At 45.5% G+C, this 16,407-nt stretch carries 7 protein-coding genes; 6 read left to right on the top strand and 1 reads right to left on the bottom strand.

Annotated elements, in window-relative coordinates; genetic code table 11:
- Positions 1-107 precede the first annotated feature (107 nt).
- The 5 genes from SCB77_RS19405 (at position 108) to SCB77_RS19385 (ending at position 10,198) form a co-directional block, all read left to right on the top strand.
- Positions 108-1,190, top strand: a complete 1,083-nt coding sequence (locus SCB77_RS19405; RefSeq protein ID WP_320183659.1) for an efflux RND transporter periplasmic adaptor subunit — start codon at positions 108-110, stop codon at positions 1,188-1,190.
- A 34-nt stretch (positions 1,191-1,224) separates the two neighbouring features.
- Positions 1,225-4,410: an efflux RND transporter permease subunit gene (locus SCB77_RS19400; protein WP_320183658.1), complete on the top strand. Its 3,186-nt coding sequence runs from the start codon at positions 1,225-1,227 to the stop codon at positions 4,408-4,410.
- Positions 4,410-5,843, top strand: a complete 1,434-nt coding sequence (locus tag SCB77_RS19395) for a TolC family protein (protein ID WP_320183657.1) — start codon at positions 4,410-4,412, stop codon at positions 5,841-5,843. The genes SCB77_RS19400 and SCB77_RS19395 overlap by 1 nt, the downstream gene beginning before the upstream one ends.
- A gap of 135 nt (positions 5,844-5,978) precedes the next feature.
- Positions 5,979-6,437 carry an RDD family protein gene (locus SCB77_RS19390; protein ID WP_320183656.1) on the top strand — a complete coding sequence of 153 codons (459 nt, stop codon included), beginning with the start codon at positions 5,979-5,981 and terminating at the stop codon, positions 6,435-6,437.
- Between the two features lie 287 nt (positions 6,438-6,724).
- Positions 6,725-10,198 carry a TraB/GumN family protein gene (locus tag SCB77_RS19385; protein ID WP_320183655.1) on the top strand — a complete coding sequence of 1,158 codons (3,474 nt, stop codon included), beginning with the start codon at positions 6,725-6,727 and terminating at the stop codon, positions 10,196-10,198.
- A gap of 58 nt (positions 10,199-10,256) precedes the next feature.
- On the opposite strand, the gene SCB77_RS19380 is transcribed toward SCB77_RS19385, so the two are convergent.
- The gene (locus SCB77_RS19380) at positions 10,257-13,151 is read right to left on the bottom strand and encodes a helix-turn-helix and ligand-binding sensor domain-containing protein (protein WP_320183654.1); all 2,895 of its coding nucleotides are present in this window, start codon (positions 13,149-13,151) and stop codon (positions 10,257-10,259) included.
- Between the two features lie 186 nt (positions 13,152-13,337).
- Here SCB77_RS19380 and SCB77_RS19375 point away from each other — a divergent pair, with 186 nt between their 5' ends.
- Positions 13,338-16,394, top strand: a complete 3,057-nt coding sequence (locus SCB77_RS19375) for a SusC/RagA family TonB-linked outer membrane protein (RefSeq protein ID WP_320183653.1) — start codon at positions 13,338-13,340, stop codon at positions 16,392-16,394.
- Positions 16,395-16,407: the final 13 nt, after the last annotated feature.

The raw sequence follows: 16,407 nt of genomic DNA, 5'->3' as shown, positions 1-16,407 counted from the left end.
ACTTAATACGTCTTAAAACCGTATTACATGCGCTTGTAATGGCCTCAATAGCTTTTGCCTAACCCGCGTATATCCATATTTTTTATTTATAAGCACCAAAAATCCGTATGAAAAAAAACATCATGCTTATGGGCTGTGTTGCGCTATTTTCATTTGCCAGCTGCCACAACCATGAGAACGAAAAGGAAGAAGACGCTCGTTTTCTTGTTTCCTCCCCTTTAATTACTGACACAACCATCGTCAAACAGTACGTCAGCCAAGTACGATCTATCCGACATATTGAAGTACGTTCCCAAGAACGCGGCTATCTGGAGAAAGTACTCGTTGACGAAGGTCAATTTGTGCATAAAGGACAACTGATGTTCCAGATCATGCCTAAAATTTACCATGCCGAATACCTTAAGGCGCAGGCAGAGACCGAAGCAACAAACATCGAACTACAGAACATACAAACCTTGGCTGATAAAAATGTTGTGGCACCAAATGAACTCGCCATGGCCAAAGCCAAACTAAAAAAAGCGCAAGCGGAGATGGAGCTAGCATCCGTTCACTTGGGTTTTACGCAGATCACGGCTCCCTACGATGGTATTATTGACCATCTTGACCTCAAGCTGGGCAGCCTCGTGGATGAAGGCGATTTGCTCACCAACCTATCAGACAATAGTACCATGTGGGTTTACTTTAACGTTCCGGAAGCGGAATACCTCAACTACAAGGCACACAAGAGCGAACAGAACCTCGATCAGGTTCAATTGATGTTGGCTAATCAAGATATCTACAACCAAACGGGAAAAGTAGAAACAATCGAGGCTGATTTCAACAACGAGACTGGGAACATCGCTTTCCGAGCAACTTTCCCCAACAAGGAGAACTTGCTGCGCAATGGACAAACCGGCACCATCCTCATGTCTATCCCCATGCAACATGCCATTATTATCCCACAAAAAGCCAGCTTTGAAATCATGGACAAGAAATATGTCTATGTTGTTGACAAAGATGGGAAAGTGTTGCTCACGCCTATCATTATTAAAGCAGAACTTCCCGATCTGTACATTGTACAAAGCGGATTAAAGGGCGACGAAAAAATCCTGCTCGAAGGTATCCGTAAAGTACAGAATGGCGACAAGATCCACTTTGATTACCAAGAACCTCGACATGTTTTATCAAGCCTTACCTTGCCAAGCGAATAGAATGGTATCACTACACATCAAAAATCTGTAGATTATGTTTGAAAAATTTATTAAGAGACCGGTACTAGCCATTGTGCTATCTATCGTAATCATATTTATGGGGATTTTGGCCATCAGTACGCTGCCCATCTCCCAGTTCCCCGACATTGCTCCTCCCGTGGTGGTCGTCAACATCGCCTACCCTGGAGCAAGTGCTAATGTATTGACCGAATCTGTACTGATTCCGATGGAAAAATCCATCAACGGCACGCCGGGCATGAAATACATGACCTCCGACGCCACCAGCGCTGGCGAAGCAACCATCATGGTTTATTTTGATCTAGGCACCGATCCTAGTCAAGCGATGGTCAATGTTAAAACTCGCATTGAGCAGGTCACCAACCGATTGCCAGAGCTTGTACAACGCGAAGGACTTGTCGTTAGTTATACATCACCCAACATGCTGATGTATGTCAATGTATTCAGCAAAGACCCCAACGCGGATCAGAAGTTCCTCTATAACTTTGCGAATGTAAACGTTATTCCGGAAATCAGCCGATTAAAAGGTGTCGGCAGTGCCAAGATACTGGGAAGCCGTATTTATGCCATGCGCGTGTGGCTCAATCCAGAACGTATGCGAGCCTACAACGTATCGACCGACGAAGTGATGGAAGCAATGAGTCAACAGAGCATCATCGGAACGCCTGGACGTATCGGACAGAGTACGGGAAAACGTTCGCAATCCTTGGAATATGTATTAACCTACAAAGGTCGCTACAACAAGATTGAGCAGTACGAAAATATCATTATCCGCGCCAACGCCGAAGGCGAAAACCTGAAGCTAAAAGATATAGGTACCGTGGAGCTCGGCAGTGAATTTTACGATATATATTCGAATCTTGATGGCCTACCATCTGCATCCATCACGCTTAAGCAAAACTATGGAAGTAATGCCAACGAGGTCATCAAGGAGGTGAAAAGCAAGCTCGAAGAGATAAAAGCGGCCTCTTTCCCTCCAGGAATGGACTACAAGATTACCTACGATGTGTCCAACTTCTTGAATGCGTCAATTGATAAAGTGGTGCATACCCTTGTCGAGGCCTTTATCCTTGTCGCGTTGGTGGTCTTCCTATTTTTGGGCGACTGGCGTTCTACCTTGATCCCCACCATCGCCGTTCCCGTATCCCTGATCGGCGCGTTTATGTTCATGCAGGTATTCGGCTTGACAATCAATCTTATCACGCTATTTGCATTGGTACTTGCCATAGGCGTCGTGGTCGATGATGCTATCGTGGTCGTGGAGGCCGTGCATGCCAAGATGCACGAAAAGCACCTTCCTCCCTATCAAGCAGTCGTGGAGGTTATCCGCGAAATTAGCGGCGCCGTTATCGCCATCACCTTGTTGATGACTGCTGTGTTTATTCCTGTAGCCTTTATGGCAGGACCGGTAGGTGTTTTCTTTAGGCAATTTGCGATCACCATGGCTTGCTCCATCGTGATCTCCGGCTTTGTCGCCTTAACATTAACGCCGGTACTTTGTGCCATGATCCTGAAGAATAATCATGGCAAAGCGAAGAAGAAAAGTCCTGTTGATAAATTTATTGACGCGTTTAATAAGCGCTTCGATCGCCTTAACTTACGTTATGCACTCTTTCTGAAAAAGATTGTAAATCGCCGCTTGCTTACTTTCCTTATCCTTGCAGCCTTCTCTGTCGGCATATTTGGGATATCTGGAACCTTGCCCAGTGGTTTTATCCCCAATGAAGACCAAGGGATGATCTACGCCATCGTACAGACGCCGCCGGGATCTACGCTAGAGCGCACCAATGACGTTGCTCGGCAGCTGCAAAAGCTTACCGAACATATCGATGGTGTAGCGTCCGTCACTGCGTTGGCGGGCTATGAAGTGTTGACCGAAGGCCGCGGATCTAATGCCGGCACCTGTTTGATCGAGCTGAAAGATTGGTCGGAAAGAAAGGAAACGGTATCCGAAATTATTGAGGAACTCGAAGTGAAGGCCAAAGAGATATCTGGCGCTACCATCGAGTTTTTCGGTCCTCCGGCTGTGCCCGGTTACGGAGCCGCAGGTGGGTTCTCGCTTCGCCTGCTGGACAAGACCAACTCCGACGACTACAAGGAATTGGAAAAGGTAAACGATGAGTTTATGAAAGCACTAGAAAAACGGAAGGAGCTTACCGGTCTATTTACATTCTTCAGCGCAAACTATCCGCAGTATGAGCTAGAAATAGACAACGAAGCCGCCATGCAGAAGGGGGTGAACATTGAGAATGCGATGAACAACCTATCCATACTAATCGGCAGTACCTACGAGCAAGGTTTTATCCGCTTTGGTACGTTCTACAAAGTATATGTGCAAGGCTCACCCGAATCGAGAGCCCTTCCAGAGGATGTGATGAAGCTTTACGTCAAAAACAACAAAGATGAGATGGTTCCTTATTCCTCTTTCATGAAAATGACCAAAACACATGGCCTAAACGAGATCACACGATATAATATGTATCCTTCTTCAGCCATCAAGGGCGAACCGGCAAAGGGTTACAGCACCGGCGAAGCGATTAAAGCTATCCAAGAGGTCGCCAAACAAACGCTACCACGCGGCTACGATATCGGCTGGGAAGGCTTAACAAAAGACGAAACAGCCCGTGGCAACGAGGCTATTTACATCTTCCTGATTGTTTTGGGCTTCGTGTATTTGGTACTAGCCGCACAATATGAAAGCTTTATCTTACCGCTCTCCGTCATCCTGTCCCTGCCGGCTGGAATCTTCGGCACTTTCCTATTATTGAAGCTCATGGGATTGGCCAACGACATCTACGCCCAAGTAGGATTAGTCATGCTTGTAGGCCTCTTGGGTAAGAATGCCGTATTGATCGTCGAGTTTGCCATGCAGAAGCATGCGGAAGGTATGACCATCTATAAGGCGGCGATCGAAGGTGCGCGCGTGCGTTTTCGTCCTATTTTAATGACTTCTTTTGCCTTCATCGCCGGGATGATCCCTATGATCTTTGCACATGGTCCGGGTGCCATTGGCAACCAAACAATCGGGGCCGCCGCTGCCGGAGGAATGCTATTGGGTACTATTTTCGGCGTCATCATCGTGCCTGGTCTCTACTTTATTTTTGGAAGCATTGCCGGCAAACGTAAATTGATAAAACACGAAAGTGAACAACCCTTATTGGAAGAAATTGAAAATCCTTTATTGGAAGAAATAGAAAACTAATGATGAAGAAAACAAGCATCAAGCCTATACTTTTAGCGGGTTCCTGCATGGCCGTTATTGGCTGTGGAGTACCTAAAATAACAGAAAAAGCAGCCTCCACCGCCAACATGCCTACAGCTTACGAAGCCACGGCCGACAGCGTCAATAGCGCAAAGGTGGAATGGAAAACCTATTTCACAGATCCTCATCTGCGCAGCCTGATTGACTCTGCGCTGAGCCACAATCAAGAGTTGAACATCATGTTGCAGGAAATCAATATGTCCAGCAACGAAATTAGGGCACGAAAGGGAGAGTATCTCCCTTTCGTTGGCGCCAAAGTTGGTGGCGGCGCGGAGAAGCGCAGTGAATATACAACCTTGGGTGCAACAGAAAGACAAGTAGACATCCGCGAAGGAAAAGAGAATCCCGATCCAATGCCCGATCTAGGAGCCTCCCTCGTCGCTAACTGGGAAGTCGACATCTGGAACAAGCTGCACAATGCAGCCAAGGAAGCTCAGCTCGAATATCTCGCCAGCATAGAGGGCAAAAACTTCATGGTGACCAACCTTGTGGCCGAGATTGCAAATCTCTATTACGAATTATTGGCGCTGGACCAAGAAAAAATGCTCGTAGAACAAAACCTGAAGCTGCAATCGGATGCGTTGGATCTTGTCAAACTGCAGAAGATTGCTACGCGGGTGACAGAATTGGCGGTCAAAAAATTTGAAGCCGAGCTGCTCAAAACGCAGAGCATGCGCTACAAAATCGATCAGCAGATCGTAGAAACCGAGAACAAATTAAACTACCTCGTGGGTCAATATCCGCAACACATTCTACGCGAAGCGAGTAGCCTCGACCAGATCAACCTGCCCATCGTGCAAGAGGGACTACCCGCCCAGCTTCTGAACAACAGGCCTGATGTGCGGCAGGCAGAGTTGCTTATGGCAGCAGCCAAGTTGGACGTCAAAGTAGCCAAGGCAAGATTTTACCCTACGCTAGGGATTTCTGCAAGCCTCGGGTATCAGGCCTTCAACCCGGCCTACTTGCTCAAAACGCCACAATCGCTGATCTATTCGATCACCGGCGATTTGATCGCCCCTTTGGTAAATAAACGTGCTATCCAAGCGGAATACTTGAATGCGAATGCAAAACAAATACAAACCGTTTTTACCTATGAGCAAACACTGCTAAATGCGTATGTAGAAGTAGCCAACCAATTAGCGAAGATCAAAAACATGGCCAATATCAACACCTTGCAAGGCAAGCAGGTGTCCACCCTAACGGAATCCGTACAGATATCCTACGACCTTTTTAACTCGGCACATGCCGATTATATGGAGGTATTGATGACGCAGCGTGACGCGATTGAAGCAAAATTCGAATTGATTGAGTCACAGAAGGCACAATTCAATGCCTCAATCAATCTATATAAATCGCTGGGTGGCGGCTGGTAATAAGCCTTCAGTAAAGTCAACATATAATGAAAAATGCCAGATTTACTTTTAAATACTGGCATTTTTTGCTTTTGATAATTTTCTCACTATATTTCGTCCACAAACATTATTAACTTATCAAAACAAACTAACGTAATGGAAGCGCAAGACAGTCATAAGGAATTACCCCCGACTCCAATATTTGATGTACCAAATCAAGTCAGTGAAGAAAATTATCCGGGTGTTTTCATTCGCGTAAAAGCCTTGGTTGTCGATGGATTCTTTCTGTTAGTATTGATGTTTATCTTGTCAAGTGTTTTCTCCGCCTTTCAACATGTCCCCGACAGCGTTCGATTGCTATCTTTTGTCTTTGTGTTCTTTCTTTACGATCCTTTATTTACAAGTCTCTTTGCCGGAACAGTTGGGCATATGGCAATGGGTATACGCGTAAAGCGGGAAGACGCAGAGAGAAACATCAACTTTCCTTCGGCGGTTGTACGTTTTGTAATAAAAGCAGCTCTAGGTTGGATCTCTTTGATTACCGTTTCAAGTAGCGGCATGGCCATACACGATCGTGTGATCGGATCTCGAGTTGTCAATTACAAAAAAAACTGACAATAAATCTTCCCAAACGAAAAGCCAGCTCTCCCAATAGGAAGACCAAAGAAGAAAACGCAAAAATATATTGGTAAAAACGGGAATTAAAATTCATAATCTGTTGTGTTGTTAGTTCTCTTGTAAACAAAAATAAGTAAAGCTTTTAGCGTTTCAAAATAAGTTAAAAAAAATCAACATCTGTAGATCCACCTCAAGGAAAATAATCCTTTTTTTTATCATAGGATCATGATATACCCCAACAAGATGAGCAAAATTCGTATATTCGTACGAAATGCATCCAAACCATGACCAAAATTTTCACCGATCTTTTTAAGGTATCAATTTACTATGTACTACTTTTCCTGTTGGCTATCACCACCAGTACAACAACTTCAGTTGCACAAGGAGTTAATGGCTATCAACTGCTATGGGAAGTTAGTGGAAAGAATTTGGTAAAACCGTCCTATCTTTTCGGTTCTATCCATGTTAAAGACAGCCGGGCTTTTCACTTCAGCGACTCCGTCTATTGGGCAGTTGCAAATGCCGACGTTTTCGCAATGGAAACTCACCCCGATTCTTTACTGTGTGAAGTACTAGCGTACACCGATGGATCAAAAACAGTGGCCGATACACTACGTTTAACCGATCGACAAAAACAACAGTTGAAAGATCGGTTTTCAGAATACGATTTCGATAAATCAGATTCCTTATTGTTAAAGAATCCCTATCTATTGCGAACGCTCCTCTATCCGGCAAGCAGCAAAAAGGACGGTAAGGAAATGATCGTCGATATTTTTTTATACGGTCTTGCGAAAACAAGACACAAGCCTGTCTTAAGTTTAGAAAGTACCGAACAGCATTTGGAAGCTTTGCTTACAACAGGCGGAAGCGTGGCGGACATGATCGATGCCGATGTCGAGGACTATGAGGAAAAAATCAACGGGCTCATCGAGATTTATGCTTCCGGCAATTTAGAACTATTGAATAGTCAAATCCAACATTATCTCAAGGATAATACCTTACTAAAGACCCGAAACGTGGTAATGTTGCAACGGATGGTACAGTTGATGCCAAAAAAATCCGTTTTTGCGGTAACAGGTGCTGCACACCTCCCCGGAGAATATGGACTAATCAATCTTCTTCGCAGAGAGGGCTACAACGTCCGTCAGGTGCAAGGAACCTTCGATGGGCATACGGCGTTCGATATCGAGCACGATGCTATGGGTTGGCAGACGGTGAGCGATTCGCTTCTTGGATTCGATATTCAGTTTCCTGCCGGCTATGTTTATAGCCGCGAGGCCATCTACCAAAAAACGTTGGTGCATTTGGATATGTTTAGCGAAGCCGTCTTCAGCTTCAACGCTTCTTTCGTTGTTGGAGAGTCCACAATTAGTGACGAAGCGTTTGTCAATGAAACACTAGACAGCATACTATCGAAAAATTCCAATATGCTGATCAGTAAGCAAATTTTTAAAGAAGGTACAATCACTATTCTTGAAGCCACAATACAGGAGCGTGAATCACAGAAAAAGGTGAAAATCTGGCTACAGAATAATCGAAGGTACTTGCTGATCGCCAGCATCAAGAAAAACAGTAAATACCAAAATTTGGTAGATCGTGTTTTAAGCTCAGTCGTTATCAAATCAACTCCCGACAACGCATCAATCCCTATCTTTAAGGATCCGCTTGGTGCTTTTCAAATTAAATTACCGCCAATTTCCCAACGGATGGTCAACGACGCACCAAGTGCAGACAATCCAGCGACAGAGAGTTTTAAAATCATGAATACCTTTGCTTTAGACGCTACCAATAGCGCCTCTTACCTCGTGCGTTACAACGACTATCCTCCAGGAGTATCATTAATCGACAAAGAATCCGTCTATCAAAAGACGGTACAGCAGCTTACAGCGATGGGCAATATCTTGGTCGAACCGAGAGATATCCAAAGAAACGGTTATGTAGCGAGAAACTTCAAAGCGATCATCGGTGGCAATTGGTCTGAAATAGAGATGTTTTTTCGAGGAAATCGCTTTTTCTTATTACTGCGCGAGCATTTGAGCAGCACTGCACCGTTGCCAGAGAACGACCCTTTCGACACTTTTGCCTTCCTACCATACCAAGAGGTCGACAACGAGCTCTTTGCGGTGGGCGAATTAAAACTGTCATTGCCACAGACACCGATGGATCTGAACACGTCGCCTGCCGATCGTGCGACCGAATTTGTTTCCACAAAACATCACTTGGCTACCATCGATCCAAAATCGGGCACTAATTTTCAGTTCCTAGCATACCAATTTGGAAAATATAGCCGTTATACCGATGTCGATAGCATGTTCCATAAAATACATCGCAATATAAAAGAAGACGGTGACTCTGTCTTAAGCTACAGAAGGCTTGAACATCCTTTTGCGCAGGGGGCTGTACTCTATTCCTATAACAAGCAACAGCATGCGGCAATGCAACATCAAATTTGGTCTGTGGGTGATCATTTGTATGTATTGTATGTCACGGGCGGTGAAGAAGATCTAAAACGCAAAAATGTAGATGATTTTTTCAGGCATTTTGAAAGTTCTATTTCTACGAAAAAAACGAACTTTGATATTTTCGCTTCCAAGGCTGATCTTTTAATCACCGATCTTCAAAATCAGGATACTGCTACTTGGAAACCCGCTTGGAAATCGCTTCAAAAATTCTACAGCTTCGAAAAAAATGAACTCCCGCTCTTACGTAAGGCGATCCGTTACGTGTACCCCAATGATCAAGAGGAAAACGGTAGCCGAACTTTGCTGATTGATGAACTCGCGACGCTGGGAGATAAGCCGTCGATACCCTTGTTAAAACGTTTATACGTCGACCGAGAAACCAGCGATGCCATTCGCACGAACATCTTGCAAAACATTCTATCTATTGACTCCACTGAATTTGAATGGTATTTCAACAGCTTACTAACGAAACCACCCACAACAAATGATGCGCAAGCGTTAATAAGCCCACTTTTAGATTCGCTAGAATTTACCGCGCAACATATGGATCGTATAGCGTCGTTGCTTAGACACCCAGACTACAGAGCGGCAACGTTAACATGGTTTAAGAAAGTACTAGAATTAAAAAAACAAAGCCAAGTTTCCGTAAAAACCGCCGATATGTTATCGCTCGTAGAAGCATTTGCAAAAGATGATCTTGCACAGTTTGTATCTACCCATTCTGCAGATGAGAATTCCGTATTCTATAACCGCATGTTCACCTACCTACAGATTTTTGGCGCTTCGACTAATCAAGCGTATATCCAGCATTTCGCCGATAATCTGTCATCCATGGAAGGCGTAAACTATATTAAAACGGCGCTTCTAATTGCTATGGTCGATGCCCGTATGCCACTAGATTCTACCTTATTTAAGGAGCAGTTGGAGAACATCCGAACCCGCTATGATGTGATGAAAGCTTTCGAAGAGAGAAATCTGTTCGAGCAGATCCCCCAAATGTACAAGGAAGGCGATCAATTTGCCAAAATGCTTTTTAATGAGTTTCTCTACGACGATTACGAGTATCCTACGGAAATTAAAGAAATTGGCAAAATAGTAGAATCAGGCAACACCTACTACGTTTTCTCCGTTAAATTTGAAGGTAATGAGCTGTCTTATCTAGGCGTTTCAGGGCCTTTTGCAGGCGGCAACGTACCCATAGACTTCGACTACTACAACTGCGTTACCAATTATGACGAGGTTTCCGAAAATTGGGAGATTCAGGCTAAAAATCTTATACAGGAGTCCTTCGATTAGCTATTTTAGAATGTATAAACTGACTTCGCATTTTAAAGGAACAACTGCAGATGCCCTTTTAAACCGTACTTAGGTAGTCGGCGGTCGACACATCGCTATCGATACCCAATTTTTTGCGAATCCGATAGCGATGTATCTCCACGCCCCTTACCGATATATTCTGCAGTTGTGCGATCTGTTTGGTGGAAAAGTTGAGCCGCAAATAGGCGCACACTTTCAGGTCATTTCTAGATAAAGTAGGATGTTTCTCTTTTAAACGATGCATAAAGCCGTCGTTAAGCTCATCAAAATGGCTCGCAAACTGATCCCAGTGACTGCTGTTTTTCTCCACATCATTTAGCAGGGAAGTAATCTTTTTCAGATCTCCTCCTTCATCATCACCGACATCCAGTTTGGCCAATTCCACGCGAAGCTTACTTAGCGCACCAGTATTTTCCATCAGTTGCATACTCGTGCTGGCCAGCTCCTTCGTTTTGGACATCACTTCATGTTCCAATTTCTCGTTTTGAAGCTTCACAATTTCCTTTTCATTCTTTTCGATCTCCAACTGATGGATGTAACGCATCTGCGCCAGCTTTTTATTAAAATCCTCCTCCTGTGTTTTCCAAACACGCTTTTGCCAAAGTACAAGAAAGTAAGCCGCTAGCAGAAAGGCAAACACGTAGATCCCGACCGCCCAAATAGATTTATACCATGGCGGCCGGATGACAAAGCTATAGGACACCGTGTCAGAAGCTTCGGCAAGATTATTTTTGGCCCGCACATGAAAGGTATAGTTGCCATTCGGCAAATTGGTATACGCCTTCTCTGTTTCGCCTGACCATGCCGACCATGCTTTATCATAGCCTTCTAGGCGATAGCTGTATTGCATATGCTCCTGAATGCCATAACTTGGCGACGAATACCTAAACAAAAAGGAGTTGAAACGCGCGGGCAAGGTCCGCTCAGTAACTGATCCTTTTTCGTTGGCGGCCTCCTCGGCGATTACATAGCCATCATAAATCGTACTGTCCGTCGCGGCCGTCGCCTTTATCGAAGAAAGCAGCACCTTAGGCTTGTCTTTTACCGCCAGGTAGTTTTCGAAATCAATATGTATAAGCCCGCGTTCCGACCCGATATAAATATTGTTTTTATCATAAGGATAGATGTTTTCAAAGCCAGATGTTTGATGCCCTTCCAATTCCGGAAAATAGGTAATCTGGTAGCGCTTAGTCTTCGCATCGCGTCTCGCCACCCCAACTCTCTTCCCACTACAAAACCACAAGTTACCTTCCGCATCTTCTTGTAAATACTTAATCGGAAGGTCATGAAAGTCGGCAAAATCCGGTGAAGGAATAAAACGCGATTGCTGATCATCAAAGGTATATATACCTTTTGCTGTCGTAAACAACAGCTTATTTTTTACGCGAAACACATAATTCTGAAAATCCGAAGGAAGTCCATCCTTTTGCGTCAGTAGCCTTGCCTCGTAAGCAGTGCCGTCATCAGACAGCTTAATCCGATAGATACCACGGTAAGGATGAGACGCCCAAACCTGTCCCTGCGCATCGATTTCGAGAAAACGATAAGAATCTGATCGTCCATTAAGCTTAGCAACCCTCTCAAATCGACCTGCCTTAAATTGCAGTAAATCCAAACCGTAATAGGTACCCAGCAGCGCCCGATCAACGGGATAAACCGCAGAAAGAGCCATGGGCAGCCAAGTTCCAGCCCCTTCGTTAAGCGCAACCAATCGATCATGCTGTATAGCAAATAGTCCTCGGTTATGGGTAAGCAGCAGCTGTCCATTGACTTCCGAAACACGCCAAGCCTCCCCTCCGTCACTGCCCGTGATCAACTTGAAGTTATCCGCAGATTGGCTGTGGTTTTTGTAGGCTGACTGTAAGGGCGTCACATAAGCACCATTCGATGAAGTCATGTAGAGCTTCTGCTGGAAAATCAGTGCGGAATAACCCGTCACGTCATAATCCATTGTGGGCCTAAAATAACGAATAGCGCTACCGTAACTCAGCACGGCAATCGCGTTATCCACTGCGGCCCATATATTCCGCTGCCGATCCACAAAAACCGTCGTTACATTTTTGTTCTGTAACCCCTCCCGCAAACCAAGGCGCTGCAACACGCGGCCTCCTCTGTCGCGGATGACACATCCTTCCGAAGCTGTTGCTACGACATATTCACGATCATTAATGACCGACAAAGAAGGCGTGTAAAGCTCATAAGTATACTTGCTCGGCGCAAGTAAATGCACAACGCCGTCGCTTATCACATAATCACCATGGGTAAGCGTGGTAATAAGCAATTTATGATCGTCCAAGACGGCCATAGCCGCAATTTTAATATCCTTGAAATCGTTTTGCTTTAATGCGCTTTTCCATTTGCCTTGGGAAAACGTAAGCAAACCGTGTTTGATGTCCTGCGCATACAGTTGATTATCGGCGCTCCCCATAAATTCCCAACTTACCGTTGCCGGATACACTTTTATTTGATCATCACGGTATTCAAAGATGTTCTGTGTGGTTCTAAAGAAAACAGCATGATCAACAATAACCGTATTCCAGGCATCTGCAAATTGCTCGTGCCCTTTGGGAAGCAGTGCTTTGAGGGAAACATAAGCAAGCTCGTTGTTACTGTTAGCCTCGAAATATCCAAACTCTCCCTGTCCACCAACATAAATGCGGTTGTTTTTATCAATGGCAATCGACCGAACGATAGTATGGTTGGGCAATGTATGACGTTTCCAATACTTACCGTCAAACGTAATGAGTCCTTCGTTATTTGCGAAATACATCACCCCTCTTCCATCCTGCTTGATGTCCCAAGTTCGACTTCCTCCTTGAAAGATTCCCTTGCTGTAGTTGTGCACCATAGGCAGGCCCAACGGATTTTGTGCCCATAAAAGTAATGGAAAAAGAAGAATCAGCGTACCAATTAGTTTGTCGATATACTTCATTACACGGTTTACAAATGATCTTATGATGTATTCTTGAAGTAGGTCAAATATAACAAAATAGACCAATAAAGGCAATTTGAAGTATAAATGATGTACTACTTCATGCCTTCTCGTTTAATCCTTACGGTAATTTTGAATTGCTAATTTATAAACAAGAATTCCTAACCATGTTAATTTGATTTGTGCATGAAAAACAAAGCAGTATTATTGACCATAGTTGCCTTGCTATGGAACCTATTCGAATGGGCCCAAGCCCAGACGAAGACGCTAACCGGCAACATCAGCAATGAGGTGGGCAAAGCCGTCATTGCCAGCATTACCGTGAAGAACCTGCCGCAGGTAGGTAGCAGTAGCGATGAGCGCGGCTTCTTTACGCTCGCTGTGCCCTCAACGGCGGATTCCCTCGTTGTTTCAGCTGTGGGTTACACCAAAAAGACGGTACCTATTATAGGTAATACCGTAAATGTTCAACTGTCCGCCGACGGCAATCTCAACCTCGATGAAGTCGTTATTATCGGCTATGGTTCGCAACGGAAGAACGATCTCACGGCTCCTGTAGCTACCGTCAATGTCGAGAACCTTGTCAAACGAACGGTGTCTACACCGATGGATGCGCTCCAAGGATCTGTTACCGGTGTTCAAGTTGTAAGTTCTGGTGCCCCCGGTGCTGGCGCAACCGTGCGTGTACGCGGTGTCGGCTCCTTCAATAATGAAAGTCCTCTTTATGTGGTGGATGGTATGTTTATGGATAACATCGACTTCTTAAACCCCAACGACATTGCCGATATGTCCGTTTTGAAGGACGCATCGGGTGCCGCTATTTACGGCGTTAGAGCGGCCAACGGCGTCATCATCGTGACCACAAAAAAAGGTAGCTTGAACATGAGAGCCCGCGTTACCTACAACGGATACACCGGATTTCAAACGCCGACCAATGTGCTTAAGATGGCTAATGGAACGCAATTCGCCGCTTATGCACGCGCAAAAGGCGAAGGCTACATCGTTGATAATTCCATCGAGAAATTTGGCGGACAGGGCGACGTTCCCTCCACCAACACGGACTGGTATGGCGAGCTGTTGCGTTCAAAAGCTCTGATAACCAACCATAATATCGATGTGCAAGGTGGTAGCGACAAGATCACCTACACCTTTGGTATCAACTACCTAGACCAAGACGGTATTATGGATGCCGAAAATTACCATAAGAAATACAACATTCGGATGCAAACCGAAGCCCGCGTAACGGATTGGTTAAAAATCGGCTTCACCGCGCACATGAATAACTTTAATGCGTTCTTGCCCAATAACACCGCTTTTAGACAAGCTTATTTTGCATCTCCACTCTACCCAAGCTACGACCCTTCACTGGAGTTGGCCGATCCGATAAAATTCGGAACAAGTGCTTCCTTGGGCATTCCGACAGGATTCTGGTTCAATAATCCATTGGCTACAGCACATTACAACCACAGCCAGAAAAAAGGTTTCCAAATTTTACCGAGTGCCTATGTCGAGGCCCAATTGTGGAAAGACAAGCTTACTTTTCGTTCTCAGTTGAGTCAACGGCATCAATCGACACACGGCATCAACTACACCCCGGTGTACTATATAGACAACGATCAACGTAGCGATCGCTCCTACTTACGATCGGCACAAACACGCAACAACGACTACATCTTGGACAACCTCCTTACCTACCGCGACGAAGCAGGCAAACACCACTGGACGGTGCTTTTGGGACAGTCAGTACGTGAGGAGCGCTGGCGCGAGACTTGGGTATCGGCTAATGATGTGCCTGCTGCCGAAGAGTTCTGGTATGTCGGCCAAGGCGCACAAGGTATAGGCTCGGCTACGGGCTACGGTGAAGGCGGTACTCGCAACTCCGGCGTATCGGCCTTTACGCGTGCTACCTATGATTACGATAGCAAATACTTGCTGACGGCCACCTTCCGTGCCGACGGCAGCTCGAAGTACCAAACCAAATGGGGCTACTTCCCTTCTGTAGGTTTGGGGTGGGTGCTTAGCCGTGAGAAATTTATGGAAAACCAGTCCCTGTTCGATATGTTGAAGATTCGCGGAAGCTGGGGCCTACTTGGAAATGACGGTATACAGCCCAACGCTGGCTATGCTATCGTCAATTCAGGCAACAACAACTCGGCCATCTTTGGAAGTATCGGCTCCACCTATGGTGCTCGTGTGCCGGGCTACCGCGTGGGGCGCTTCTTCACGCAGGTGCGTTGGGAAGTGGTCGAAGAATGGGATGGTGGACTAGACTTCGCCTTGTTGAACAATAGGTTGCACGGTACGGTAGACTATTACCATCGCAAGACACACGACCTAGCCTTCAGCCGTCCTATTCCTTTCATGTGGGATCGAGTATATGGAAATTGGGGCAGTGTCGCCAACAGCGGTTGGGAAATTGGCTTAGACTGGAAAGATCAAGTAGGGCAGTTGGACTATAATCTAGGCGTCAACGTGACAACTTTGAAAAATCGCGTCACCGACCTTGGGGGACTAGCCAATATAATGAACGGTTTCCCAGAATGGGCCGCAGAATTTCCATCTCGCGTGGAAGAAGGACAGCCGCTCAACTATTACTATGGCTACGAAGTGGCTGGCGTATACCAAACACAGGCCGAGATCGATGCTGATCCTATCGCCAGCCGTTACAACGAGCTGAACCCGGGGTCAGCTATCCAACCCGGCTATCTGCGTTATAAAGATCAAAATGGAAATGGAGAGCTGGATGAAGAAGACCGCATCAACCTCGGTAGCTACCTGCCCAAGCTAACCTATGGTTTCAACATTGGCCTCCAGTACAAAAAATTCGATATGAACATCGCCCTTCAAGGCGTTGCTGGTAACAAAATACATAACCTCAACCGAGCCATGCGCCGTAAATACCCACAGATGAATGCCGATGCAGCTTTTATCGAAGGACTATGGACAGGCGAAGGTAGTTCGAACACATATCCCTCGGCGGCAGGAACCGTTGCTTCATGGAACTTACAGGCGAGCTCCTTCTTCGTGGAAAGTGGCGCTTATTTCCGCATTCAAAATATACAGCTGGGCTATTCTTTTAACCTGGGTGAGTCGATGCCTATCCGCGTATTCGCAACGGCGGATAGACCTGCCATCTTCACCCGCTACAATGGGTTTACACCTGAAATATCCGGTATGGGATACGATGCAAACGTCTACCCTATTTCGGCGACCTATAGTTTGGGATTACGTTTAAGCTTTTAATTATCAAAAGGAA

The organism is Sphingobacterium bambusae (genome assembly GCF_033955345.1).
Lineage (GTDB): Bacteria > Bacteroidota > Bacteroidia > Sphingobacteriales > Sphingobacteriaceae > Sphingobacterium > Sphingobacterium bambusae.
This window is presented reverse-complemented; position numbering and strand designations above follow the sequence as displayed.

Coding starts and splice junctions, on each gene's coding strand:
- SCB77_RS19380 (WP_320183654.1), bottom strand. CDS start 13,151: ATGAAGTATATCGACAAACTAATTGGTACGCTGATTCTTCTTTTTCCA.
- SCB77_RS19405 (WP_320183659.1), top strand. CDS start 108: ATGAAAAAAAACATCATGCTTATGGGCTGTGTTGCGCTATTTTCATTT.
- SCB77_RS19375 (WP_320183653.1), top strand. CDS start 13,338: ATGAAAAACAAAGCAGTATTATTGACCATAGTTGCCTTGCTATGGAAC.
- SCB77_RS19385 (WP_320183655.1), top strand. CDS start 6,725: ATGACCAAAATTTTCACCGATCTTTTTAAGGTATCAATTTACTATGTA.
- SCB77_RS19390 (WP_320183656.1), top strand. CDS start 5,979: ATGGAAGCGCAAGACAGTCATAAGGAATTACCCCCGACTCCAATATTT.
- SCB77_RS19395 (WP_320183657.1), top strand. CDS start 4,410: ATGATGAAGAAAACAAGCATCAAGCCTATACTTTTAGCGGGTTCCTGC.
- SCB77_RS19400 (WP_320183658.1), top strand. CDS start 1,225: ATGTTTGAAAAATTTATTAAGAGACCGGTACTAGCCATTGTGCTATCT.